Source organism: Enterococcus sp. LJL99 (assembly GCF_054871725.1).
Map to the genome: position 1 here is coordinate 129677 of NZ_JBTXLT010000009.1, position 24591 is coordinate 154267.

General features: G+C 33.5%; 21 protein-coding genes, 2 pseudogenes and 1 other annotated feature. Of the genes and pseudogenes, 4 read left to right on the plus strand and 19 right to left on the minus strand.

What is annotated here, in order from left to right:
- Positions 1–59 precede the first annotated feature (59 nt).
- Both ACYSNW_RS13650 and ACYSNW_RS13655 read right to left on the minus strand, forming a co-directional pair.
- Positions 60–815 carry a LytR/AlgR family response regulator transcription factor gene (locus ACYSNW_RS13650; RefSeq protein ID WP_461745365.1) on the minus strand — a complete coding sequence of 252 codons (756 nt, stop codon included), beginning with the start codon at positions 813–815 and terminating at the stop codon, positions 60–62.
- Positions 816–818: 3 nt separating this feature from the next.
- The gene (locus tag ACYSNW_RS13655; protein ID WP_461745367.1) at positions 819–2114 is read right to left on the minus strand and encodes a sensor histidine kinase; all 1296 of its coding nucleotides are present in this window, start codon (positions 2112–2114) and stop codon (positions 819–821) included.
- A 1120-nt stretch (positions 2115–3234) separates the two neighbouring features.
- On the opposite strand from ACYSNW_RS13655, the gene ACYSNW_RS13660 reads away from it, so the two are divergent.
- Positions 3235–3930, plus strand: coding sequence for an ATP-binding protein (locus ACYSNW_RS13660; RefSeq protein WP_461745407.1), 696 nt, complete (start codon positions 3235–3237; stop codon positions 3928–3930).
- A 381-nt stretch (positions 3931–4311) separates the two neighbouring features.
- Positions 4312–4572 (plus strand): hypothetical protein, encoded by a 261-nt coding sequence (locus ACYSNW_RS13665; protein ID WP_461745369.1) that lies wholly within the window; start codon positions 4312–4314, stop codon positions 4570–4572.
- A gap of 262 nt (positions 4573–4834) precedes the next feature.
- Here ACYSNW_RS13665 and ACYSNW_RS13670 read toward each other — a convergent pair whose 3' ends face one another.
- From ACYSNW_RS13670 to ACYSNW_RS13685, 4 genes are all read right to left on the minus strand, one after another.
- Positions 4835–5923, minus strand: a complete 1089-nt coding sequence (locus ACYSNW_RS13670) for a reverse transcriptase family protein (RefSeq protein ID WP_461745371.1) — start codon at positions 5921–5923, stop codon at positions 4835–4837.
- Between the two features lie 297 nt (positions 5924–6220).
- A complete protein-coding gene (locus tag ACYSNW_RS13675) occupies positions 6221–6526 on the minus strand; it encodes a hypothetical protein (RefSeq protein ID WP_461745373.1) in 306 nt (101 codons plus the stop codon).
- Positions 6527–6531: 5 nt separating this feature from the next.
- Positions 6532–7425, minus strand: a complete 894-nt coding sequence (locus tag ACYSNW_RS13680; protein ID WP_461745375.1) for a phosphoribosyltransferase-like protein — start codon at positions 7423–7425, stop codon at positions 6532–6534.
- 507 nt (positions 7426–7932) lie between these two features.
- On the minus strand, positions 7933–8850 hold the full coding sequence (locus tag ACYSNW_RS13685) for an FRG domain-containing protein (RefSeq protein WP_461745377.1): 918 nt from the start codon (positions 8848–8850) through the stop codon (positions 7933–7935).
- A gap of 64 nt (positions 8851–8914) precedes the next feature.
- Here ACYSNW_RS13685 and ACYSNW_RS13690 point away from each other — a divergent pair.
- Together ACYSNW_RS13690 and ACYSNW_RS13695 are read left to right on the plus strand one after the other, a co-directional pair.
- A pseudogene (locus tag ACYSNW_RS13690) lies at positions 8915–10042 on the plus strand (IS3 family transposase).
- 43 nt (positions 10043–10085) lie between these two features.
- Positions 10086–10565 (plus strand): annotated as a pseudogene (locus ACYSNW_RS13695) (site-specific integrase); the annotation flags it as partial.
- 94 nt (positions 10566–10659) lie between these two features.
- Here ACYSNW_RS13695 and sufB read toward each other — a convergent pair.
- The 13 genes from sufB to ACYSNW_RS13760 all read right to left on the minus strand — a co-directional run bounded on the left by sufB (position 10660) and on the right by ACYSNW_RS13760 (position 23963).
- Positions 10660–12054 carry a Fe-S cluster assembly protein SufB gene (gene sufB, locus ACYSNW_RS13700; RefSeq protein WP_461745379.1) on the minus strand — a complete coding sequence of 465 codons (1395 nt, stop codon included), beginning with the start codon at positions 12052–12054 and terminating at the stop codon, positions 10660–10662.
- A 150-nt stretch (positions 12055–12204) separates the two neighbouring features.
- Positions 12205–12672 carry a Fe-S cluster assembly sulfur transfer protein SufU gene (gene sufU, locus ACYSNW_RS13705; protein ID WP_461745381.1) on the minus strand — a complete coding sequence of 156 codons (468 nt, stop codon included), beginning with the start codon at positions 12670–12672 and terminating at the stop codon, positions 12205–12207.
- Complete coding sequence (locus ACYSNW_RS13710; protein WP_461745383.1) at positions 12659–13894, minus strand: cysteine desulfurase; 1236 nt, start codon at positions 13892–13894, stop codon at positions 12659–12661. Before ACYSNW_RS13710 ends, sufU begins: the two co-directional genes overlap by 14 nt.
- The gene (gene sufD, locus ACYSNW_RS13715; RefSeq protein WP_461745385.1) at positions 13891–15177 is read right to left on the minus strand and encodes a Fe-S cluster assembly protein SufD; all 1287 of its coding nucleotides are present in this window, start codon (positions 15175–15177) and stop codon (positions 13891–13893) included. Before sufD ends, ACYSNW_RS13710 begins: the two co-directional genes overlap by 4 nt.
- 14 nt (positions 15178–15191) lie before the next feature.
- A complete protein-coding gene (gene sufC, locus ACYSNW_RS13720) occupies positions 15192–15962 on the minus strand; it encodes a Fe-S cluster assembly ATPase SufC (protein WP_461745387.1) in 771 nt (256 codons plus the stop codon).
- Positions 15963–16221: 259 nt separating this feature from the next.
- On the minus strand, positions 16222–16932 hold the full coding sequence (locus ACYSNW_RS13725; protein ID WP_461745389.1) for a YcjF family protein: 711 nt from the start codon (positions 16930–16932) through the stop codon (positions 16222–16224).
- A gap of 204 nt (positions 16933–17136) precedes the next feature.
- Positions 17137–17991 (minus strand): MetQ/NlpA family ABC transporter substrate-binding protein, encoded by an 855-nt coding sequence (locus ACYSNW_RS13730; protein ID WP_461745391.1) that lies wholly within the window; start codon positions 17989–17991, stop codon positions 17137–17139.
- A gap of 30 nt (positions 17992–18021) precedes the next feature.
- Positions 18022–18711 carry a methionine ABC transporter permease gene (locus ACYSNW_RS13735; RefSeq protein ID WP_461745393.1) on the minus strand — a complete coding sequence of 230 codons (690 nt, stop codon included), beginning with the start codon at positions 18709–18711 and terminating at the stop codon, positions 18022–18024.
- Positions 18701–19738 (minus strand): methionine ABC transporter ATP-binding protein, encoded by a 1038-nt coding sequence (locus ACYSNW_RS13740; RefSeq protein ID WP_461745394.1) that lies wholly within the window; start codon positions 19736–19738, stop codon positions 18701–18703. The genes ACYSNW_RS13735 and ACYSNW_RS13740 overlap by 11 nt, the downstream gene beginning before the upstream one ends.
- A gap of 288 nt (positions 19739–20026) precedes the next feature.
- Positions 20027–20276, minus strand: a binding site (T-box leader).
- A 51-nt stretch (positions 20277–20327) separates the two neighbouring features.
- Positions 20328–20660, minus strand: coding sequence for a glycine cleavage system H family protein (locus ACYSNW_RS13745; protein ID WP_461745396.1), 333 nt, complete (start codon positions 20658–20660; stop codon positions 20328–20330).
- Positions 20660–21016, minus strand: a complete 357-nt coding sequence (locus ACYSNW_RS13750; RefSeq protein ID WP_461745398.1) for an arsenate reductase family protein — start codon at positions 21014–21016, stop codon at positions 20660–20662. Before ACYSNW_RS13750 ends, ACYSNW_RS13745 begins: the two co-directional genes overlap by 1 nt.
- Positions 21017–21038: 22 nt before the next feature.
- A complete protein-coding gene (locus ACYSNW_RS13755) occupies positions 21039–22214 on the minus strand; it encodes an FtsW/RodA/SpoVE family cell cycle protein (RefSeq protein WP_461745400.1) in 1176 nt (391 codons plus the stop codon).
- Between the two features lie 270 nt (positions 22215–22484).
- On the minus strand, positions 22485–23963 hold the full coding sequence (locus ACYSNW_RS13760; RefSeq protein ID WP_461745401.1) for a helix-turn-helix domain-containing protein: 1479 nt from the start codon (positions 23961–23963) through the stop codon (positions 22485–22487).
- Positions 23964–24591 lie beyond the last annotated feature (628 nt).

The following is a 24591-nucleotide window of genomic DNA, read 5'->3' on the forward strand; positions in this document are numbered from 1 at the left end:
CCTTTTTCCAGGTAAGCGATTCACTACCGGAGTTTCCAGATACATTCTGGTAGTTGGTATTATTCCTCAATTTTTTGCGCCTTCAGTTTTTCCATCAAGCCCTTTAAATATCTCACTGAAGCATAGCATGTTTCTCCGTCCTTCATCGTGATTTCTCTTAATTTTGGAATGACCTCTTCAATATTCATAGTATTCACCACATAAGACTGGTGACATCTATAAAATTTGGGATTCAACGCAGCCATCTCTTTTATTTTTCCATAAAATTCGATTTGACGATTATCCAAATGAACAATTAATCTATGGGGTGTGCTGGATGATTCAATAAACTGAACATCAGATACATCCAGTTTAATCTGAGAATCACCACTCTTGATAACGATATGTTCCGTTGATCCGCTTCTGACATTCAAATAGCGTTCCACAGCAATATCAATACACTCAGTCATTTTGTTTTGTAATTGCATTCGATCATCTTTTGCCAAGTACTCCATTGCCTCCACTTTGTATAAAAAGGTTAGGTAAGCCAGCTCTGCATGTGTTGTTACAAACACAATCTTGGCATTGGGGTCCAGCTTTCTAATCTCAGCTCCTAACGTAATGCCATTCATTTCTGCATTCAAATCAACATCTAAGAAGTAAAGCCCTGTATCATTTTCTTCATCTGCGGAAATATACTCCAACAGTTTTAGTGGATCGTCAGTAGCTAGTTCAAAAGAAACATCATAATCCTGCATATATATATAATTTTTTATAATCGTCACAATATTGTCTCTTTGCTTTTCATCATCTTCACACACAAATATTTTTAGCATATCCTATTCTCCTATAGATAAAATTTGTGAAAATATCCCTTGTTCGATTTTTGTTTCCAATGTTGTCCGCTTTTCCTTAGCAACCATTCGATCTAAGTTACTCAAGCCTATCCCTCGGTTCTCTCCTTTCGTCGAGAATCCTTCCTGTTTTAATTCAAACAGCTTAGGAATGTCTTCTGTGCAAGAGTTGGCAGTGACAATCATTAGCTTGCCAGCATGCTTAAGCACAGCAACTCGAACAAAACCACCTTCAATTGTCGAAGCTGCTTCTATCGCATTATCTAAGATAATCCCCAGAGAACGTACCAATATAATCGAATCTGCTTTGATTTCTTCCACCTGTTCGTTTACTTCAATCTCAGTATTGATACCCATCTCCTGCGAGACGGTTAATTTACTGGCAAGCAGGCTTTTCACTTCACTCGCCTTCACATTACTTAATTGAGATAATTTGAAATTATTCTGCTCTATCACTTGAGAGGCTTTTTTGATCTTTGTATAGAAATATTCTTTCAAGCCTTCAAGATCATCCACAGTGATATAGTCTTCCATTGACATCAAAATGTTTTGGTAGTCATGGCGGAAACGACGCATCTCCACATAATTTGTCTCTAATTTATCAGTATATTCTTTTAGATAGAATAATTCTTTTTGCTTTTCTTTCGCTGCATATTCCTTCTGGAAAGAATACATCAGTATTAAGAATACTAATGCAGAAATTAGACCATAGCCAATAATGAAAAAAGAATTTGCTCGTCCCATCGCAGTCTCCTGCCCTGCAAATCGCTCAATTATTATGATAACGAAATAGCTGATAAATGTAACTGTCGCAAGAATTGATCCAGACCATCTCATTTTTTCGGTAATGTCAATCTTTCTCGTTATCCTTGTATGAACATACTTAATTCCCACAACTGATAAAATATAGGCTACAGATCCAACACCAATAATCAATTCAACACTTATATCAATAATACCAAAAAGAACAGTCAGCAAATTCCCCATAAAGTAATTGACTAATATATATAACAAAATTGACAGCGAAGGTAATAATATTGAAATATTTATCTTCTTTGTCAGATAAAAGACAAGAAACATAGCAAACAGCCAAACAAAACCTGTTGCTATTAAGTTGACCCACCCATATATCAAAGAACAAACAAATGATAATAATAATGAGAAGATTAGATAGCTTTTCCTCTTTTTTATATCCCCCAAAATATAAATCACCAAAAAAATCAAAATATCCTGAAGAAACACATAGTGAAGCTGATTTTCAATAATAAATTCTACAAACATCAATTTTACTCCTTATTCATTATCCTACAGATTAAATTTGTGAAAATACATCCGCTTGTTTGTTGTTTCAATTATCTTATGTTCTATTTTCTAAACACACATACATATAATTTTATCATAAAGAATAGTAAAAATTCAAGAAATAAATAGTTGAATTTACCTATTTGACGTGTAAAACCACCAAAGTAAGAGCGAGGCTTATTCTTATTCTCGTTTTTTGATGGCGCAGCTAAGTAGTTGACTTTTTTATGATAAATAAGCGTCCCTATTCAACACACTTGAATCGTTATCGGCCTTCTGTTAGATTTCTAATCTTAGATGACCGGGATTGATTCTATACTCAATCCTCTTTAAAATTTTTGAACCCCAACTTTATCGAACCTAAGAAGCTCTGCTAGCCCTCGTATATAACGATACAGTTGGAACTTGACTTTATTGAGGTCCTTAAAGATATTGATTTTTCATAAGAATAAACCGGAATCGGATGTTTCTTATTTTGAAATACGATAGACATATTAGCTGTCATATAACCTTTCCCTACTCTACCTTTTGAGCCATCATGAACAAGATGTAGATCTCAAATTGTTCCCCATAAGTTTTTACACTATCCGAGTTGTCTACACTAACTAACCTATTCTCTTTGAGATACGACTTAACAATAGCTGTGTAATTATTGTACAGTTTGGCATAGTCCTTAAATTCCATGCCATTGCAACTGATCCGTTTAATGGTTGAAAGGAGATTAATCTACTCTTCTAATGATTGGATGATTCTAGATAATAGAGGTGATCGATTTTTGGCGATTCCATAAATCATATCTGAGATGAGCTTCATTATTGGTTTTGCCATTCGTTGAGTAAGCCTCTTATAAAAATTAATAATTTCTCGCTTGATTTGATAAATTTCACTAGATTTCAAGTTAGAATAACAGAGCCTCCTTTTTTCATTTTTTTGTTTTGTAGTAATTCAACTTTAACATAAGATGAGGCTCTTTCTATTCAAAAATTTCAAGTTAAAATAGCGGATTATTCGCGTTTTCCCCAGGTGAATAGTCCGTTTGACTTTTATTCAGTTATAGATTTTTAACTTTTAGGTAAACTCAAACAGAAGAAATCTTTATATAGTCAAATTAATGCTACAAAGCACACATGAGGAGATTCGAGATACAACCAGCTTAATCAAGAAATCAGTACAAGGTTCTATTTTAGAACTAGCCTTTAGTTATCGTGAAAATGAAGGACTGAATCTTATGAATAAGGTGACTATCTTAGAAGTTTTAGGGTTAGAAATGCCTCGTGCAGAAACACTTAGGAGTAATTACAGTGCTACTCAAAGAAAATCTGTCATGTTGATGATGTCTATTGGAAAATTCTGTGAACTTTTCGGTTTACGTGACCGAGAAGAAAGCACCGTTGTTTTATTTGATGAAAGTTGGATTTTTAATTCTTCTAAAAACGGTCGTGCCATTATCAAATCCATGCGCAGAGTTGGTAGAAGCTTTAACAATACCCTAATTATAGTCACTCAATCAGTTAAAAATACAGCCGAAGAAGATGATACAGGAAACTTTGGACGAATCTTTGCTTACGATGACAAAGATGAACGAGAAGATATTCTTCGTCATTTAGGATTAGAAATCACTAACGAGAATATTGAGTGGCTAAAAAATCTACCAAATTATCATTGCCTTTATTTAGATTTACGAGGACGTGTTGGCAAAATGCTTGTCTACTGTCCTTATGAAGAAATCCATCAAATGCTGCAAACGGTCAAAAAAAATACAAGTGCAGATGTGGAAACGATCTTTAGCGCTTAGAAAGGAGCTGCTATGTTAATAAAAGATTTGTTTGATATCGATAGTTTCCAATCATTTTTTGAAAAAGGTAGTTGGTTTAGCATCAACTAAAACTTACAAAGTGTGCAAAATGCGTTGCTCAATATTGCTTTTGGATTAATCAAATACCTTGTTCTGGCATTAGATTATGTGATAGACAAACTCTTTAGTTTAAATTTATTATAAGGAGTATTACCAGATCTATTCTCCACTACCGAGGCTATTGACAACAAATTATTCAGTGTTGTAGGGACTATCCTTTTTACATTTGTGATTGCCATTTCAGTAAAGAATTTTTTTGAAAAAGGAATCAGCAAGGCATTAATCCATTTTGGTATTTTCACCTTAATCTATGTAGGTAGTATGACATTTTTCGCTGATGGTGCCAACAAAGTTCAAGAAGTGAATACCCTCTCTCAAAATGTTCAAGGACAGTTAGTTGATTTAACAAGTGGTAGTCTAACCAAAAACACTGGCAATATCTCAGAAAGTTTACTTGTATCAAATCAACAACTAGACGGAACAAGTAATATCCGAAATCTCATTTCATCGAAACAGAAAAAGATTTGTTCTAAAAAATGCCCATTGGTGCTACTTTTATTTTTGAGTATTACAAAAAGCTAGGAATGCCTATATAACAGCGTTTCTAGCTTCTATTTTGTTATTACCTCACTGACCCTTCCATATTGGAAACGACTTCTCAACCATCATCATTCGTTGTCAATCTAAACAATTAAGGTAATTCACAGTAGTTCAATTAGTCAATATTTATCAATGATTATCAAATTAGGATGGTCAAAATCTGGTCAATTTTGATGTGTTATCGGGAGCAATAAAGAAAAAGAATTTTGGAATTATTGTATCCGAAATTCTTTTTTTATAAATTTTAATTCCAATTATTTTTATTAAGTTCACTATTATTTATCGAGTCAATAATTTTATAAATTTCTTTCTTATAAGTTTTGAACTCTTTATCTGAACTATTTACCTGTAAGACGAAATTCACTTTACCAATAATAGTTTTTAAATACATTGATTTCTCATCATAGTTTTTCAATTTTTTATACTCAAAATGTTGTTGTGTTCGAAATAAAAGATGATATATCTCCAAACGAAGATTCTTCCTATACTTACGTGAGACCTGCATTTTTTCATTAACAACTATTCCAGTTACTACTTGTCTATCATTTGATTTTAATATCTTTGTTTTTCTATTATTTAACAAAAATCCATTTTTATGCAATTCTTTATTAACAAATGTTTTCAATTTATAGGTATCAAAATTGCCCGAAAATGTTAGGTCATCCGCATATCTCGTATATCTTATTTTATTGTTGACACAATAATATCCAATATTTTCATCAAATTTCTTTAACACAAGATTGGAAAGCATTGGACTTGAAATAGCTCCTTGAGGAATCCCTTTAACTTTTCCATTCTCTGTATACATCACTAACTTCGTTATAAGGGTACTTACTTCAACACTATAACCTAAATTTTTAAAGATATTATATATCAATCCCCAACTTATATCATCAAAAAAACTCGAAATATCAAGTTTCATTAATATCGGCTGTCTCCTATGGAACTTGGCATTATCCTTTAATGACAAATTTTTTTGATAAGATTTGCAGTACACGCTACATTTCAAATTTGCTAATATATTTTCAAAAATCCATTTTTGTATTATATTTAGTGTAGGTAAAGGCGCCTTAATTTTTCTTTCCCCACCATTTTTCTTTTGTAATAAAAATTCTTTATAAAAAAATCTAGAATTACTATTTGCGATTTTATATACTTCAAAATACTTAACACCTACTAATTCTGCTAAATGCTTTGCATCATATATTACAGTAGCTCTGTTCTCATAAATGTTTTTAGCATATCTTAATTTATTTTCTAATTCTGATTGCGAAAATCGGTTTAATTCCGAATTTTTCTCCCTGAAAGCTATCTCGTATTCTTCCCAATTCAAAATAATCCCCTCCGAAAAGTCTCCTTACTACAAGTCTTTATTATTTTATATTTTCATCACTACTTATTTTTGATTGAACGACGAGGAATCTGGTGAAGCCAGAATTTGAGGAGAGAGAGCAAAAATAAGTAGTGATGCTGCAATCAATTTATTGATTGCTAGTGTAACAAATAAGGTTTTCGAATCCTTGAGAAAAATTATTTGTTACAAAGCTTGAAATCAAATTCTCTTACTACTTGACGAAATCGACAAATAGGATAAAAAACAAGTTTTCTATCAAAATGCTAGTAAGGAGTCTCAAAAATAGTATAAATCATTACTCTCAATAGAGTCAACTAGTACATTAAAATCTGGAACTACAAATCTCTGGATTCCTTTTAAATCGAATACTCTTTCAATCTCTTTTTTCTTATATTTGCCTTTTTCTGTTAACTTATATTTACCTTGCTCATAATCAATTAAATCTATATTAATTAACTTTTGTACAAAACTCGCCAATTCAATATAATCTTCATTAATTATCAAACTACTAAAATTTGTATTTGTTTCCGTGCAATACAACGCCGACCATATTCTTAATTGTTCTATATCTTGATTTTTCATATGCTTCACTCATTTCTGATAAATAACGGTTTTCTTTTATTGACTTTAGAGGACCACAAAAAAGGAACATTATTATTTGGAGTGCGTATCGTAATTACTGTTGATGCACTGTCTTTATATCCTATTTTATTGTTTTTAATTTTAAAGCTATTAGATAAGGTTCTGACAACCCTAATAATATTATCTTTTTTATCAATGTTACCTTTGAATTTTGATGTTAAGCTAAGAAATTCTGTTCCGAAAATCAATGGAATGCCCTCTTCATTAATTTTTTGTAATCCAATATCCAATATAGATAAAGCAATTAGACAAGTCCTTGTTTCTATGAGATCTAATGAATTTTTAAAATAGCTTTTATATACACTTACAACTGTAGTTCCAGTTCCAACAAAATCATCTGCAAAAATAATCATAGAATTTTCTGATTTTTCTATTTTTGTTAGTGTATTATCATCTAAATATTTAATTACCTTTATTTTAGCCCCTTGAAAATTTTCTACTTCGTCGATAAATGAGAAATGATAAGTATTAAATAAATATGAAACAAACATACCGCTCTTAACTTTATTATCTTCATTTGAATTTTTTTTCAAAAGCGGTATTACATAAAAATTTTCGATCTTGGGATACTTTTTTCTAAGCTCAATATAGCATCTATTTAGTAAACGACTATAATCAGACAACACTAAAACATCAATTTCATCTAGTATTTCTTCAAATAGTTCTCTGTCTTCTTGAGTATCAATTTTATTATATATTGCTATAGTTCTATTTATTAAAGCTGCACTGAATTTTTCTTTCTCGCTGTCATCCTGTACTTGATTAAGTAATTTTTTAAACCATATTTTCTCGTTTAAAATTTTTGTAATTCTTGATACTGTAACTAGTATATCTTCCACTATAAATGTTCACCCCAAACCATGAAAAATTAGCTAGTTCAATTATATCTTCTAATACATGGATATTCAATCTATTCTAATATCATAATGTATTGTCTTAAACTCTTGTAGGGCTGTTTCATATTTAATTACTCCAATAAATACCAACCCTTTTATAGTTTTTAATCAAGTTTACTTTACTTATATATGAAACTTAGATATCCTACCATAGATAAGATATCAATTACTAAGTTTACTTATCCTTATCTAAGATACAACAAATAGTAGTCAAAAAAATGTTAATCTAATTATGTATTAGCAATATCTACCTATTCATTATATAATCTGCAATACTATCAGCATCCCCGAACATAGTCGCTCTATTTACACCTATTTTATCAAGTTCTGCTAAAATCTCCTTTTTTGATTCTCCATCAATTATAATTCTATGTGAATAATTTGCTTGGCATTTCATTAATTGCCTAGGCACCTGACAACTCTGCTCCATTGTTGTACCATCAATTATATTTAGCTCATGCTTATCAAATAATGTTTGTAAAAAAAGGAACTTTGTTGACTCACCCCCCTCTTGAAGGTTAACACGGGACTATATAAAAAATTCGGCAAAAAATCCATTGTTAAATTTTCAAATTCAAACATACTTGATAAGTTTAAGACTGAACTTTTATCACTTATAAATGCAAGAATACACTCTAATGATATTAGATATTCCTTCACTTCAATATCAAATTTTTTATATTGCTCATTATAATACGCATATCGTTTTTCTTTATATGGGTGTATAAGATCAATCGCAGGAGTATCTGGTGTATATCCAATTGGAAGTAATTTTGCAGACATATCTGCACTCTTTGAAGAAATATTAATTACCCAACTTTTTATCTCTTCCAATAATGAGATAAGTTTCATCCGTTTTTTAGTAAAAAGACTGTCTTCTTTAGAAATTCCTCTTGCTACAGAATATTTAGAGTTTCCACCTTGCAGATACTTTTCTCTATAATGCTCAATACATTCACCAAAATCTTCAAGTTCCTCATGTTTTACTGAAGTATATTCCAGTTCAGAACTACCACATTTACTTTCAATTAACTGTCCTGTTTGTTCTCTTAATAACTTTAAATGTTTTAATAATTCATTTTCTAAATCAAAATAAGGGTATTTTTCAAGAACATTAGTTATATCTGCATAGTCGTCAAAAACATAAATATACCCATCTGAATTTTCTTCAGTTTGTTGACAAGCAAAATACAATGCAACAAGTGAATTTGAAGTTACATCTAAAAGTTTTGTTGCTAAACCACTATGTTGAGCAAAAGGAATCATTAAATCTGAGTTATCAAGCAAAGCATTCTCACGAATATTTCTATTAAAAAGCTCGACTCTTGTCGAATACATGTCATAATGTAAATTTGGTGTTAGTATCAAATCTTAGACAACTTTTCGTAGAGACAAAAATAAATTAAACTTATCTACGAGAGGATGAATTTTTATGACGCGATACGAAGAAAATTTCAAACAGATGATTGTTGAACTGAATCAAACTGGACGTTCAGTTCGAGGGTTGGCGAAAGAATATGGCTTATCTGAAGCGACGATTTACAAATGGAAGAATTTATATTTACCTAATCAGTCCACAGGACTGACTGGAAAAGAAGTAGCTGAACTAAAAAAAGAAAATGCTCGTTTGAAAGAGGAACTTGAAATCTTAAAAAAAGCCGCAGCCATATTCTCTCGGGGAACCTAAATTCGCTTATTCAGTTTATTGAAAAATGGTGTAAGGACTACACTGTTTCTATGTTATGTCGGTTATTAGAAATCCCTAGAAGTATCTATTATTTTTATAAAAACAAGCCATTGACAGCTACAGAAATCAAGAATAATACACTGAAAAAGATTATTTCGAAAATTTTTTTTACGAATAAACAACGCTATGGTGCCACCAAAATCCATCAAGTTTTATTAAAAGATGGCATTTCAGTATCTCTTAAACATGTCCAAAAGCTAATGAAGCAATTAAACTTAAGATCAATTGTAGTAAAAAAATTTAGACCTCAAAGGTCAAATAAAGTGATTATTTCAAAAGAGAATATATTAAATCAGGACTTTTCTACTCAAACTATCTGTGAGAAATGGGCGGCTGATATTACTTACATTCCTACTAAAAAAAAACGGTTGGTGTTACTTGTCTTCCATCATGGATCTACACACGAAAAAAATTATTAGCTATACATTTTCAAAAAGAATGACTGTGGATTGTGTCATTCAAACGTTGAATAAAGCAAAACTACACTATCACATTCCGGAAGGAATGATTCTACATACTGACTTGGGCAGTCAATATACAGCAACAGAAGTCGAAAAATGGATTGAAACTAATAAAATAAGGCATTCCTATAGTAGAAAAGAGACACCTTATGATAACGCAGGAATCGAATCTTTCCATGCCTCATTGAAGAAGGAAGAAGTGTACACGACTAGCTATTCAGATTTTGAAGAAGCAAATCGTGCACTATTTAGCTATATTGAGGGATTTTATAACCGGAATCGAATTCACAGCTCAATTCATTATCTAACTCCTCAGGAGTTTGAAGAGTTGGCAAAAGAAAAAATGACATAACCGTCTCTACTAAAATGTGTCCAAGATATTGACTCAAATCCAGTTTAATAAAGAACTGTATGTTAACAAAACAGTTGCGATTGATGAACATAAGAATATCATAATCCAAACGCCTAAAACCAAAGCCTCAAGAAGAACGATTTCTCTTGATAAAGGGACTTTAGCAATCTTAAATGACTGGAAGATACAACAAAGAACTGAATATCTTAAACTAGGCTATAATACGAGCTCAGAAGATCAATATCTATTTACAACACTTAAAAACACTCTATACATTCCAAATACTGTGAATGATTGGTTAAGATATATTTTGAAAAAGTATAACTTACCTCGTATTACGCCTCATGGGTTCAGACATACCCATGCTAGTTTGCTATTAGAAGCTGGAGAATCTGTTAAGGTAGTTCAACAACGATTAGGGCATGAAAATAGTAAAGTGACATTAGACATCTATGCACACATTACAAACAACGCACCTAAGAAAACGGGGCAAGAGTTTGCTGATATGATGGCTCATCAGTAAAAAAGCTGGTCAAAAGCTGGTCATTTCTAATATCAAGGTAAAAGAAAAAAGCTAGAGCCCTTATATATCAAGAGTTCTAGCTCCTATAACAGGTTTAACCTACACTGCCTTCCATTTCATACGAAATCAATCGATTCAACTCTACCGCATATTCCATCGGCAATTCTTTCGTAAACGGCTCCACAAAGCCCATAACAATCATTTCCGTCGCTTCTTGTTCTGACAAGCCACGGCTCATCAGGTAATAAAGCTGTTCTTCCGATATTTTCGAAACTTTGGCTTCATGTTCCAATGCGACTTGGCTATTATGAATTTCATTAAATGGAATCGTATCTGATTTCGATTTATCATCCATAATAATCGTATCACATTCGATATGAGAGATTGATCCAGCACTATCTTTAGCAAAGGTTACTTGGCCACGATAGTTCACTTCACCACCATCTTTGGCGATTGATTTTGAGACAATCGAACTTGAGGTGTTTGGTGCATTATGAATCATTTTTGCCCCAGTATCTTGTACTTGATTGGCTCCTGCAAAGGCGATGGATAACATCGTGCCACGCGCGCCTTTTCCATCAAGGTAAACACTTGGGTATTTCATCGTTGCTTTTGCGCCAAGGTTGCCATCGATCCATTCAACCGTTGCACCTTCGTAAGCTTTGGCACGTTTCGTTACTAAGTTATAGACATTGTCTGACCAGTTTTGAATCGTTGTATAACGAGTATACGCATCTTTATGGGTAAAGATTTCTACGATTGCGGCATGCAAGCTATTACTTGAATAAGTCGGTGCTGTACAGCCTTCTACATAGTGAACACTTGCGCCTTCATCCACGATGATTAAAGTACGTTCAAATTGTCCTGTATTTTCAGCATTGATTCGGAAATACGTTTGTAGCGGTACATCGACACGAACGCCTTTCGGTACATAGATAAAGGTACCCCCTGACCAAACCGCTGAATTTAAAGCTGCTAATTTATTGTCTGTTGGTGGAACTAATTTTGCAAAATATTTTTTAAAGATATCTGGGTATTCTTTTAACGCTGAATCGGTATCGGTAAAGATAATCCCTAGTTTTTGGAATTCTTCTTTCATGTTGTGGTAAACAACTTCTGACTCATACTGAGCGGAAGCACCAGCTAAGTAAGCACGTTCGGCTTCTGGAATCCCAATTTTTTCAAAGGTTTCTTTGATTTTTTCTGGTACGTCATCCCAGTCGCGTGCAGGTTTATCACTGGCTCTTTGGAAATATTTAATTTTACTGAAATCAATATCTGATAAATCAGCGCCCCATTCTTGCATCGGCATTTTATGGAATTGTTCTAATGATTTTAAACGGAACTCTAACATCCATTCAGGTTCTTCTTTCATACGTGAAATTTCTCTAACGACTTCTTCTGTTAGGCCATCTCCCGTACTGAAAATTGGTTTTACGTCATCATGAAAACCAAATTTATATTCTTCTAACTCTGGTACAGTACTCATCGATTATTTCACCTTCCCTTATCTATCCGTTACGACTAAAAGTAGTGGTATCTAACGCTAAATTATGAAAAATTAGTGTTCAATTTTTTAGGTCGAATTACTGAAATTCTTACTGCTACTTTTAGCCTATTACTTACATTCTAGTTTCACTTATTCTTCACAGTGAAGTTGTCCAGCTTTTCCTTCGCCATCATTTTCGACAGCTTGTTCTAACGCTTTCCAAGCAAGTGTGGCACATTTGATGCGGGCTGGGAATTTGGCTACGCCACTTAGCATCGCTGCATCGCCTAGTTTTTCCTCATCAGCCACGTCTTTTCCTTGAACTAGTTGTGAAAATTCTTCCGCTAGTTCTTCGGCTTCAGTCACGGTTTTTCCGATGACTGCATCTGTCATCATACTGGCACTTGCGGTACTGATGGAGCAACCACTGCCATTAAACGCAATATCTTTAATGATGTTATCTTGAATGTCCACTTGTAGTTCAATCACATCGCCACAAGTTGGATTATTCATTTCGATTTTTTTACTTGATTCAGTCAAACTGCCATGATGATGCGGATGGCTAGAATGATCCAAAATCACTTGACGGTATAAATTATCTAGTTTAGAGAGAGCCATATTGGAAAAACTCCTTTGTCGCTAAAATTGCTGCAACTAATCGATCTGCATCTTCTTTTGTATTATAGAAATAGAAGCTTGCTCTAGCAGCAGCAGGTACGTTTAAATAGTTCAATAATGGTTGCGCACAATGGTGTCCTGCACGAACGGCTACGCCTTCCATATCCAAAGCGGTCGCTGTATCATGCGGGTGCAAGCCATCTAAATTAAAGGCAATCACCCCGGTATGGTCTTTGGGATCTTGTGGACCATAAACAGTTAAACCGTCAATTGCTAACAGTTTTGGTAAAACATAGGCTACTAGCTCTGCTTCATACGCATGAATTTCAGCTAAATCGATTTCTGTTAAGAAATCAATTGCCGCACCTAAGGCAATCGCACCCGCAATATTGGGCGTTCCTGCTTCGAATTTCCATGGTAATTCTTTCCAGGTACTATCGTATAAATTAACAAAATCGATCATTTCACCGCCGAATTCAACGGGTGCCATTTTTTCTAGTAACGCTCGTTTTCCATATAATACACCGATTCCAGTTGGTCCGCACATTTTATGCCCACTAAATGCATAAAAATCGGCATCGATTGCCCGAACATCTACCAGCATATGTGGAACAGCTTGTGCACCATCAACCACCATCACCGCTCCATGTGCATGAGCAAGTTCAGCTAATTCTTTGACTGGATTAATCACACCTAATACATTAGACACATGTGCAATAGACACAATCTTGGTTTTATCTGTAATTTGTGTTTTCGCACTGTTCATATCTAAAAAGCCTTCATCAGTCAATTCGATATATTTTAGTGTTGCGCCTTTACGTTCCGCTAATTGTTGCCAAGGGATGATGTTTGAGTGATGTTCCATGTAAGAAATCACGATTTCATCTCCTGCTTCAACTGCCAAGTCGCCATAGCTTTTAGCAATCCAGTTTAATCCCGTAGTCGTACCACGAGTAAATAGGGTTTCAGCAGTCTCTTTGGCATTAATAAATGCGCGAACTTTTTCACGAGCGGCTTCATAATCTTGCGTTGCTCGTTCCGCTAAGGTGTGGACCCCACGATGAACATTGGCATTGTCATGTTCGTAATAATACTTCAATCGATCTAAAACTACTTTTGGTTTTTGAGTGGTTGCTGCATTATCCAGATAAACAAGCGGCTCGTCATTTACTTCTTGAAACAAGATGGGAAACTGTTGCCGAATCTTATCTGCGTTTATCATGCATTCAACTTCCCTTCAATAACATCTACCAATTCTTTTTGTACCTCTCTAATTGGAATCGCTGTAATCACAGAACCTAAGAAGCCACGGATAACTAAACGTTCTGCCTCTGTTTTTCTTAAGCCACGACTCATCAAGTAGTACATTTCTTCTGGATCGACACGTCCAACACTGGCCGCATGTCCAGCAGTTACTTCATTTTCATCAATTAATAAAATCGGATTGGCATCGCCACGCGCTTTATCAGAAAGCATCAAGACACGGCTTTCTTGTTGCGCATCGGCCCCTTTCGCTCCTTTTAGGATATGACCGATTCCATTAAATGTTAATGTACCACGTTCACGGATGACACCGTGTTGTAAAATATGCCCTACGGAATGAGAGGCTTTATTGGTCACACGTGTATCGATTCCTTGCGTTTGTTTGCCTGCACTGATTGCGACTACTTTTACTTCTGAATGAGATCCTTCACCTACTAAATCAGAATCAAAATCAGCAACAACGTCGCCATCATTCATTGCGCCAATCGCCCAATCAATGGATGCATCACGCATAATGTGTCCACGACGATTTAAATAGGTCGTCACATTTTCTCCTAGTTGATCAATCGCAGAGTATTTCACTTTTGAACCAGCTTTAGCAATCACTTCTACGATAATATTTGCTGAAACTTTTTCATTTCCTGCTTCTGTTGTTTGGAAACGTTCTAAATAGCTGAACTCACTGTGCTCATCTGCAACGATTAACACATGTTTGAAAAACGATTGTTTGGTTGTCGCATCTTGCAAGAAAATCGCTTCGATTGGTTCTTCAATCACTACATTTTTCGGTACGTATAAGAAGACACCACTATTCATAAATGCGGCATGAAAGGCAGTTAATTTGTCTTCATCTACTTGTACCGCTTTTGTCATATAATATTCTTTGACTAATTCAGGATATTCTTCCATCGCTGTTTTTAAATCAGTAAAAATGACCCCTTTTTCAATCAAGTCGGTCGATAATTGTTCAAAAACGGTCACAGTATTTTGTTGAACCAATACTGGGTTATCTTTCATTTGATCAAATTGAGCGGTAAAACCTGCTTCAGGTAAGTAGGCTTCATTATCAACCGTAAATAATGGCCAGCGATGAAATTTTACTCGTTCGATTTTTGGCAACGTTAGTTTTTCAGCTTTTTCTAAAGCCGCTACACGTAACTCGGTCATCCAAGTTGGTTCTTCGTTTTCAGCAGAAAAAGCTTTTACGTCGTCAAGATAATTCTTCGTGGTTACGTCTTTCATTTATCTTGTCCCCCTTACGCTTCTTCTTTGTATTCGATACCTAATTCTTCGCTGATTCCCGCATATCCTTCTGCTTCCAAACGTTTTGCTAAATCAGCTCCGCCTGTTTTCACCACGCGGCCTTCCATCATGATATGTACCACATCAGGTGTAATATAGTTTAATAAACGTTGGTAGTGAGTGATGATCAACGCACCGAAATTATCGCCACGCATTTCATTGACCCCTTTTGAAACAACTTTCAATGCATCGATATCTAAACCAGAGTCAATTTCATCTAAAATAGCAAAAGTTGGTTCTAACATCAATAATTGTAAAATTTCGTTTCGTTTTTTCTCTCCACCAGAGAAGCCTTCATTCAAATAGCGTTCAGCCATTTCTTCTGGCATATTTAAAAGAGCCATTTTTTTATCTAATTTTTTGATAAATTGCATCACAGAAATTTTATCGTCTTCTTCACGTTTGGCATTGATTGCCGCACGCATAAATTCAGCATTCGTAATTCCAGGAATCTCACTTGGGTATTGCATCGCTAAGAATAAACCTAAACGCGCACGTTCATCCACTTCAAGATCTAAGATATTCACGCCATCAAACAAAATTTCGCCTTCAGTGACTTCGTAATTAGGATTTCCCATGATCGCAGCAGATAACGTAGATTTTCCAGTTCCGTTAGGTCCCATGATTGCGTGGATTTCTCCCGTTTTCATCGTCAGGTTTACACCTTTTAAAATCTTTTTATCTTCAATTGATACATGCAAATTTTTAATTTCTAAAACAGACATCTACAATTCCCTCCAACTTTTGAATAATTATTATCGTTCTCATTCATTTTAGCCCAATTGAGAATGAATCGCAATCTCTTTGCAAGAATAATTCTTAATTAGATGATATTTTCTTGAAAAAATCATCAGCTAATTTAGAATATCTCTAAATTAGCAACAAAGAAATAGTATACGCCTTAAAAAAAGTCATTCATTCAAGCCTGATTTTAAGCACTTCTCACCTAATTTTGACTTATGATTTCATTATTGCTACGATTCTTTATTTTTTAGACCCTTGAATGGCACCAAATACAGTTTTAAATTGCCCCTTAAATGTTAGCACTTGGTCAAAAATATCTTCTCCGTCATTTAACATTTTAACTGTTACCCATCCTAAAGTTTCAGTGATGGCACTTGCAACGGTCGCGTTCACTGCTGCACCTGCAACTGTTCCTACTGCTGGAATGAATTTCATGATATTTCCGACGGCACTTCTTCCTAAACCGACAACAACCAATTCTTTAGACAAACTTTTCCCCATGCCTTCAGCCCATGACTGACCAAATAACTTATGTAAACGTGACATCATTGTTAATTGAACTGGTACAAGTAAAAACGCATCTGAAAAAGGAATCGGAGAGCAACCAATAATCGCCGCTGATAACGAAGCCGCATGAATGATACTATGACATTTTTTACGTGTTTCTATATCAACACCCACTAGAAATTCATCGAATACATGATTAAATTGACTGCGACTTTTGGCTAAAACTTTTTCTGCTGTTCCTTTTGTCTTATCATAAGTTCCTAAAATGGCTTGCGCAGTCTTTGCAGGAAATTTAGATAGTACTTCAGAAAAAAAAGAGGTAAATTCTGCATCTTCTTGCATCTGTTTATTTGCTTGTTTTTGTATCTTTTTATTGCGTTTTTTATTTTTTCGCTTCTCCTTTTTTTCTGCTCTATCTGCTTTGTTAAAAAATGCCTGTTTCATTTTTATTTCCTCCTTTTTTTAATTATCGATTCTCAGTATGGTTCACTTATAAAAAATATAAGATACTCAATTTATCTTTATCTATAGGGTACAATAACTCTGCCTGAATGTTAATCAATCAGCTTGCTATCTTTTCGTTTCAAGTTTATTTTAGGGTAAAAAAAAGATTGAGCTTTTCACTCAATCTTTTTTACTATAACTATTTTATTTATCTACTGGTTTTACAGAACCATCCCATTTTTCTAAAATCCAATCTTGGATTTCTTTACTATGCAATGCATCAATCAATTTTTTGATATTTTCATTATCTTTATCTTCTTCACGAACCGCTACAATATTCACATAAGGTGAGTTATCAGATTCTAATAAAACAGAATCGTTGACTGGATTTAACCCCGCACTATAAGCAAAGTTTGCATTGATTGCGATTAAATCAGCTTCGTCATTGTTATATGTTGTTGCTAAAACTTCTGGATTGATATTATGAACAAATTTTAGATTTTTAGGATTTTCTTCAATATCTTCAAATGTTGCTGTTTCTAAATCGACACCATCTTTTACTTTCACTAAATCAGCATCTTGCAAGATGGTAATAATACGACCCCAATCAGACTCTGAATTAGAAGTAATAACTGTTGCGCCATCTTTTAAATCTTTAATATCTTTGATACGTTTAGAATATAGCCCCATTGGCTCAATGTGAATCCCACCAGCATTGGCAAATTTATAATTATTTTCTTTAACTGCTAAATTAAAATAAGGAATATGTTGGAAATAGTTCGCATCAATATCGCCTTGAGCTAAATTTTTGTTTGGCAAAATATAGTCATCAAAGGTCACGATTTCTAAATCAACGCCTTCTTTTTCCAAAATTGGTTTCACTTGTTCCAAAATTTCAGCATGAGGTGTCGCTGATGCGCCAACTTTTAAAACGTTCGATTCCCCACCTTTACTATCTGCACTTTTACTATCATCCGTGTTATTATTACCTGATCCACAAGCAGCGATCCCGAGTGTTACAACTGCTAAAGCAGCTAAACCTAATAATTTCTTTTTCATACGAACCTTCCTCCTAGTTGTTTTTTATAGTCATCGTTTGTCTGAGCGTTTCACTAATTGATCCCCGACAAATTGCACGATAAACACAATAATTAAAATTAAAACAGTTGCAACTAACGTCACGGTATTATTATTACGACTAAATCCTTCTTGGTAAGCTAATCCACCAAGTCCACCACCGCCGATAATCCCAGCCATTGCTGTAAAACCAATCATCGTGATTGTTGTTAGTGTAATACCTGATAATAAAGCGGGCATACTTTCTGGTATCAGAACTTTAAAAATCTTTTGGATTTTAGAAGCACCCATTGCATCTGCCGCTTCTAACACACCGCTGTCTACTTCACGAAAAGCAATTTCTACCAAACGAGCGTAAAAAGGTGAAGCAGAAACAATCAATGATGGAATCGCAGCCTTGGCACCAATTCCTGTTCCGACTAATTTTCTAGAAAAGTCCATCAATAAAATAATCAAAACGATATAGGGAATCGAGCGAAAAACATTACTAACGACCGATAAAATACTATAACAAACTTTTGAAACACTAGATTTATTGCGACTTAAACTATAAAGTAATAATCCTAATAAAAAACCAATAATAATAACAAATACCATTGAAATAACTGTCATATACAAGGTATCAATTGCCGCTTGTTTCATTGTTTCTGGATTTACGCGGCTAAAATCAAAATACTTTTGTGCAAAGGTCTCATTCCCCATCGTGCAACACCTCCATACCGACTTCTTTTTCTTTGAAGAAGGTCATTGCTTTTGCGACTTCGTCATCATCGCCAGTGATCATCACTGTTAATGAACCAAATGCGCCTTCTTTTGCTTGCTGTACTTGTCCTTGAACGACATTGATATCAACCTCAAATAATCGAATAGCTTGAGAAATCACAGGTTCATTAGCATTTTCGCCACTAAATTGAAGGGTTACAACTACTCCCTCTGGATTTTCTTGAATCAACTCATGCAATAATTCTTCTGTATTTTCTTTTGGTTCTAATTCTTTTTGGACAAAACGTTTCGTTACTGCTTGTTGCGGATCTTTAAAGACGTCTAAAACATTTCCCTCTTCAACGATTTTCCCTAATTCCATCACAGCCACTTTGTTACAAATCTTTCGAATCACATGCATTTCATGCGTAATCAAAACAATTGTCAGTTTAAGTGTCTTATTGATTTCAAGTAACAAATCCAATACTTCATCCGTTGTTTGCGGATCAAGCGCACTCGTTGCTTCATCACAAAGTAAAATTTCAGGATTATTCGCTAGTGCACGTGCAATTCCCACACGCTGTTTTTGACCGCCAGATAATTGGCTGGGATAAGCCTGACCACGTCCTTCAAGCCCTACTAAAGTCAATAATTCATTCGCTCTTTCTTCACGTTCTTTTTTCGGTACATTTGCCAATTCTAGTGGAAGCATAATATTTTCCAAGATTGTTCTTGACCAAAGTAAGTTAAAGTGTTGAAAAATCATCCCGATTTTTTTTCGGAAATTTCGTAAACCACTACTATTCAATTTTGAAATATCTTGACCTTGAATAATAACTTCGCCTTGTGTTGGCAATTCTAAGCCATTTAATAAACGAACCAAGGTACTTTTTCCTGCACCAGAGTAGCCAACAATTCCGTAGATATCTCCTTGATTAACAGCCAAAGAAACATCATTAACAGCCAAAACCTGACCATTTTTCCCTGAAAATTCTTTTTTTACATTTTTTAGTTCAATTAGAGGCATTATTTTCCCTCAGCTTTCTTTTGTTTTACGTTATGTTCATTATACAACAAGATAGTAACCTTTAGAAACTAACGTTGAAATCGTTCAATCATTCTGAATAGTCAGAACATTTTTTTATGTATTTCACGATAGTTATCCAGATTGTTTGTCGGAGCCAATCTCTGCGATTCGGGACAACGGTTACTTCGCTCGCTCTGCTCGCCAAGTACTGTTCATCATCTACTCTGGCATAGCCAGTCGTAGTGATTCACAGCAAAAAGCTTCCGCCCTTTTGCTTTTATATAGAGTCAAAAGGACGAAAGCTTGTCTTTCGTGTTACCACCTTGGTTCGTTATTATCTCACAATAATAACCTTATACAGTACTTGTTTGTTGTATACTGTTGCGCTATAACAGGCGCTCCTGTAATAAGTTCACAAATAATTGCTCGCTTATTCTGCTCAAAGACCATCTTCTATTCCATGTTTGTTGCCCGTTTCCAGCAATCCGGGTTCTCTTTAAACAATAATGAAATATACTCTTCTTTTCAAAGCTTTCTTTCAATAGATTGATGAAATTATAACAACTTCCATTTCGATTGTCAATTGATTTTATTTGTCTAATTCGGCTTCATTTGTCGCATCAATAACAGCAATCCACGCATTGGTTTGTTCTTGATTATCCAAAACGCTCGCATCTTTTTCTGCCGCTTCATTTATTGCGACAATTTTACCGCTTAATGGCGTACTGAAATCACTGACTGATTTTTCGGCTTCTACTTCGATCAATGAATCTCCTTTGGCTAGAACTTGTCCTACTTTAGGCAAATTAGCAAAGGTAATATTTCCCAAATCCTCTTGTACTTGATTAGTAAAACCGATTTTATACCCAGCTTCTGTTTTCAAGACCCATAAACTATCGATTACTTTGATTTCTTCTGCCATTACTTAACAGCCCCTTCATAATCGGCTTCCTTGAATCCATTAGCGATAAATTGATCACCTTTAACAAAAATAGGTCGTTTAATCAACATCCCATCAGTAGCTAATAATTCGCTTGCTTCTTTAATTGAAAAATCATTCACCTTATCTTTCAAGCCTTGTTCTCTATAACGAATTCCACTTGTGTTAAAAAAACGACGAACAGGTAAATCGCTTTGTTCCATCCAGTTTGCTAATTGTTGTGCAGTAGGAGGTGTTTCAATCATATCAATGGTTTCGTATTTCACATTATTTTGATCTAACCAAGCTTTCGCTTTTTTACAAGTTGAACATTTTGGATACCAATAAAATGTATACATTTTTTTCCCACTCTCTCTTCCTTTATTCTTGCGCAAATTCATTCTTTTGATATGTCATCGACATAATCAACCCAACGCCCAGCATATTTCCTAAAATGGAAGAACCACCTTGGCTAATAAAAGGCAAAGGAATTCCTGTCAATGGCAATAAACCAATGTTGGCGCCAATATTTTCAAATACATGAAATAAAATCATCATAATGATCCCTGTTGCAATGTACGTATAAAATTCATTATTTGTTTCTAGACAAACACGAATCATTCGGTAAATCAATATAAAGTATAACAGAATAATAAAGCAGCTACCAATAAAACCAAAATTCTCGCCTATAACACTAAAAATCATATCTGATTCTCTGACTGGCACATAAACTGTACTCACATTAAACCCTTTCCCAAAAAGTCCGCCTGAACCAATAGCAGTCAACGCTAATGCTGGTTGAAATGAACGGTTTGGATCACTGTGAAATGGATTTAACCATAAATCAATTCGTTCAAATTGATATGGTTTAAATCCTAATGTATACAAAAACTCACGGCCTGAATCAGTCGTTACTAAATAAATCGTTCCAATTCCAATTAGACCTGCCACAATAAAACTTGGTAAAACAATTTTCCAAGAAATTCCTGAAACTAAAAAAATTCCTGCAAAAATTGCTAAAAAGACGAGCATCGTTCCAAAATCATCTTGCAATAAAATTAAGATAACGACTGGTAAAGTAACTAAACACAATTTAGCGATTAGCCATAAATCTGATTTTAATGTCCGTATTTGATGATTGACATTATGCATGATTACCACGTATGAAAGCATCAAAATAAACGCAATTTTCATTAATTCTGATGGTTGGAAAGTCGTTCCGCCAAAACGAATCCAGTTTTTCGCTCCTGTTTGTGCTTCCAAATAAGGATCGTAAAATTTGAGCAGTAAAGCCATCATAATCAAACCAATCGTATAAAAAAGAGGCGTTAAGCGCCAGAGTAATTTCGAATTAAAGTGCATAACAATCACAATACTCAATCCACCAACTAAATACCACAAACCTTGTTTTAATAGTATTGAACTAATACTCGGTCGATTTGGGTCATTATACAATGCTACATACAATGATAATATTCCTATAATAGATAGAAGAAAAACAGGTAATAAAACACCGTAATCGATTCTGCTATCAATATTCCTTCGTTTCTTATTCATGCCCCATCCCTTTTCTTTAAATCCTACGCCATCTATTATAACTGTCACTCTGAAGAAAAGAAAGTCTGTGACTCTTAAATTATATTATTCATACTAATTAAGGGGGTGAATTGTTCAACTAAGGATGTAAACCTAACTAAACACAAATTATACTCCTAATCATAGCTAATAATTGAAAATTTCAATTAAAGGATTTTTTCTAAAGAGACAACTAATTCATCTATAAAATAATTACTTCTAACTGTAATTGTGATACGTTTTATACAGAATTCACACTATTTTTTTAGGAATTGGACGTCTCTTGTCAATCGTTTCTCTTAAATCCATCAAGTTTTCGAGAGATGGAATATCATCTACAATAAATACTCGATCATCACAAACATTTTTCAATGTATAATTCGATATATATAAATCGTATTTTGACATATGCTCTAAATTTAATTCATGCAATGATTCTTTACTCAGAACAAAAACATTTATTTTATTATAAAAATTTTTTTTCAGTATAGAAGCTAATAAGTTCCCGTGACTGTTCCCCAAATCACTTAAAATCGCTACACTTAATTTTATACGTATTTTCTCTAAAGAACTAGGTAAGTCATTCCAACGAATCGTAATTTCATAAAGCATCTCTTCAGAGTATAAAGTAGCCCAAGGAAATTTACATTTTTTTTCTAAGTTTACTAATGTGGCTCGAAAGATTGTTTCAAACTCAACAATATGTTCTTTGATCGCTTTACTTGAGTATAAATAACGATTGTAAATCATATATTTTTTGTACGGATATATTTTATTTTTTATGTAGATGTATTCCATTAAATCCATAATTTCTTTTGTACTTTTTTCTGAAATAGGAATATTTAAACTATTTTGAATAGCGCAAATTAACTCTAACGACTGTAAATTCACATTTTTTCTCTCTTGTTCATTATCAAAACCAAATTTCCACCAAAAGATGGAACACGAAAAATCCTTAAACCAGTTGTTTGGAATAATACTTTGTAAAGGTTGTACAATATCATAAATGTAACTTTCATAATTTTTTATATAGTCTATTTTTTCAGTAGACATTTTTTTTAAGTCATCATGAGAATTCAATAAAAAGCCTTGGCTTTCTCTGATAATTGTAACAGCCATCAAATACGCTAATTGATTCAATTGAATATCATTAAACGCCAATTGAAAATCATCACTTATTTTTTTTGCTAAAATAATAATTTTTTCTCGATCAATTGGAAAAGGCCAATTGTACATGCCGTAAATTTCTAGAAAATAGGAGGTGAAAAAATAGCGAATACCTCGCTCATCCTTACTATAAAAAAAATATGGATTATGATTCAATAAAATATTTTTTGATTTTAACAACTTTTCTAATTGATTAAATAAACGATACATACTAGAATAGCTTAAAAATAGGGTGGATTCCCAATATTCTATTGTCTTTTTAGAATTAAAAAAAACATGTTCTATCAAAATAAACCCATTTGTTTCGCGAATAATATCCAAATAGACATCATGAACCGATCGATGTGGTGAAAGTTCTAAATGTATCCCCTTTTTTTTGGATAATTCAAAAGTTAAATATTCTGGCCAACGTTCTTCAATATAATGACAATCACTTAGAATTGTTTTTGACGAGCACTTGAGTATTTGAGATAAGCGTTCTGCACTTGTCCATTTAGATGAACTAGTTAAAATATTAATGATTGAAATTCTACGATGCATAGTTGCAGATAGCAAATGTTCCATAAATTCTCCCCCCCTTATTTTTATATAGCTCTACGAACCAAAAGAGTAAACGTTCTCATTTTTTTATCAAAAATTCCCGGAATAACCCTCTTTATTTTTCGATGATTGCTAAAACTCACATAAACTATCCTATTTATAGAAAGCGATTACAAATGTTCTAAAACATACTATTAATATTTTGATAAAAAAACAAAAAATATTATAAAATAATATTTTTATATTTTCTATCTTCATTCATTATTTTAATACAATATTATTAAAATTAAAAATAAAACACTTTTTTAATGATAAAAAAATCAAATAAAATGTGACTTTATTCATTTCACTCATAAATAATTCAATTTAGTTTAATATAAAAATAAATAAATCATTTTTTAGAAATTATTTTTTTAATAACATAATTTCATATTTTATAAAGAAGTTCAATTTTAGTTCTGTAAAATAGTTATAAGACTATATTAGATAATCAGTAGGTTTTCTTTTAGTGAACTATCTTATTCTACTAGAATGTATAATTTAAGTGCAACACTATAAATTGAAGGTGAAAAATCCTGTTATAATGGTGTTGACGAATTATATCAACTAGGAGGTATTTAGCTATGACTTCATACACACACCTTACGATACG

What these genes read in the sequence shown, in the direction of transcription:
- ACYSNW_RS13650 (WP_461745365.1), bottom strand. Translation starts at nt 815, where the DNA reads ATGCTAAAAATATTTGTGTGTGAAGATGATGAAAAGCAAAGAGACAAT.
- ACYSNW_RS13655 (WP_461745367.1), bottom strand. Translation starts at nt 2,114, where the DNA reads ATGTTTGTAGAATTTATTATTGAAAATCAGCTTCACTATGTGTTTCTT.
- ACYSNW_RS13665 (WP_461745369.1), top strand. Translation starts at nt 4,312, where the DNA reads ATGACATTTTTCGCTGATGGTGCCAACAAAGTTCAAGAAGTGAATACC.
- ACYSNW_RS13675 (WP_461745373.1), bottom strand. Translation starts at nt 6,526, where the DNA reads ATGAAAAATCAAGATATAGAACAATTAAGAATATGGTCGGCGTTGTAT.
- sufB (WP_461745379.1), bottom strand. Translation starts at nt 12,054, where the DNA reads ATGAGTACTGTACCAGAGTTAGAAGAATATAAATTTGGTTTTCATGAT.
- sufU (WP_461745381.1), bottom strand. Translation starts at nt 12,672, where the DNA reads ATGGCTCTCTCTAAACTAGATAATTTATACCGTCAAGTGATTTTGGAT.
- ACYSNW_RS13710 (WP_461745383.1), bottom strand. Translation starts at nt 13,894, where the DNA reads ATGATAAACGCAGATAAGATTCGGCAACAGTTTCCCATCTTGTTTCAA.
- sufD (WP_461745385.1), bottom strand. Translation starts at nt 15,177, where the DNA reads ATGAAAGACGTAACCACGAAGAATTATCTTGACGACGTAAAAGCTTTT.
- sufC (WP_461745387.1), bottom strand. Translation starts at nt 15,962, where the DNA reads ATGTCTGTTTTAGAAATTAAAAATTTGCATGTATCAATTGAAGATAAA.
- ACYSNW_RS13725 (WP_461745389.1), bottom strand. Translation starts at nt 16,932, where the DNA reads ATGAAACAGGCATTTTTTAACAAAGCAGATAGAGCAGAAAAAAAGGAG.
- ACYSNW_RS13730 (WP_461745391.1), bottom strand. Translation starts at nt 17,991, where the DNA reads ATGAAAAAGAAATTATTAGGTTTAGCTGCTTTAGCAGTTGTAACACTC.
- ACYSNW_RS13735 (WP_461745393.1), bottom strand. Translation starts at nt 18,711, where the DNA reads ATGGGGAATGAGACCTTTGCACAAAAGTATTTTGATTTTAGCCGCGTA.
- ACYSNW_RS13740 (WP_461745394.1), bottom strand. Translation starts at nt 19,738, where the DNA reads ATGCCTCTAATTGAACTAAAAAATGTAAAAAAAGAATTTTCAGGGAAA.
- ACYSNW_RS13745 (WP_461745396.1), bottom strand. Translation starts at nt 20,660, where the DNA reads ATGGCAGAAGAAATCAAAGTAATCGATAGTTTATGGGTCTTGAAAACA.
- ACYSNW_RS13750 (WP_461745398.1), bottom strand. Translation starts at nt 21,016, where the DNA reads ATGTATACATTTTATTGGTATCCAAAATGTTCAACTTGTAAAAAAGCG.
- ACYSNW_RS13755 (WP_461745400.1), bottom strand. Translation starts at nt 22,214, where the DNA reads ATGAATAAGAAACGAAGGAATATTGATAGCAGAATCGATTACGGTGTT.
- ACYSNW_RS13760 (WP_461745401.1), bottom strand. Translation starts at nt 23,963, where the DNA reads ATGGAACATTTGCTATCTGCAACTATGCATCGTAGAATTTCAATCATT.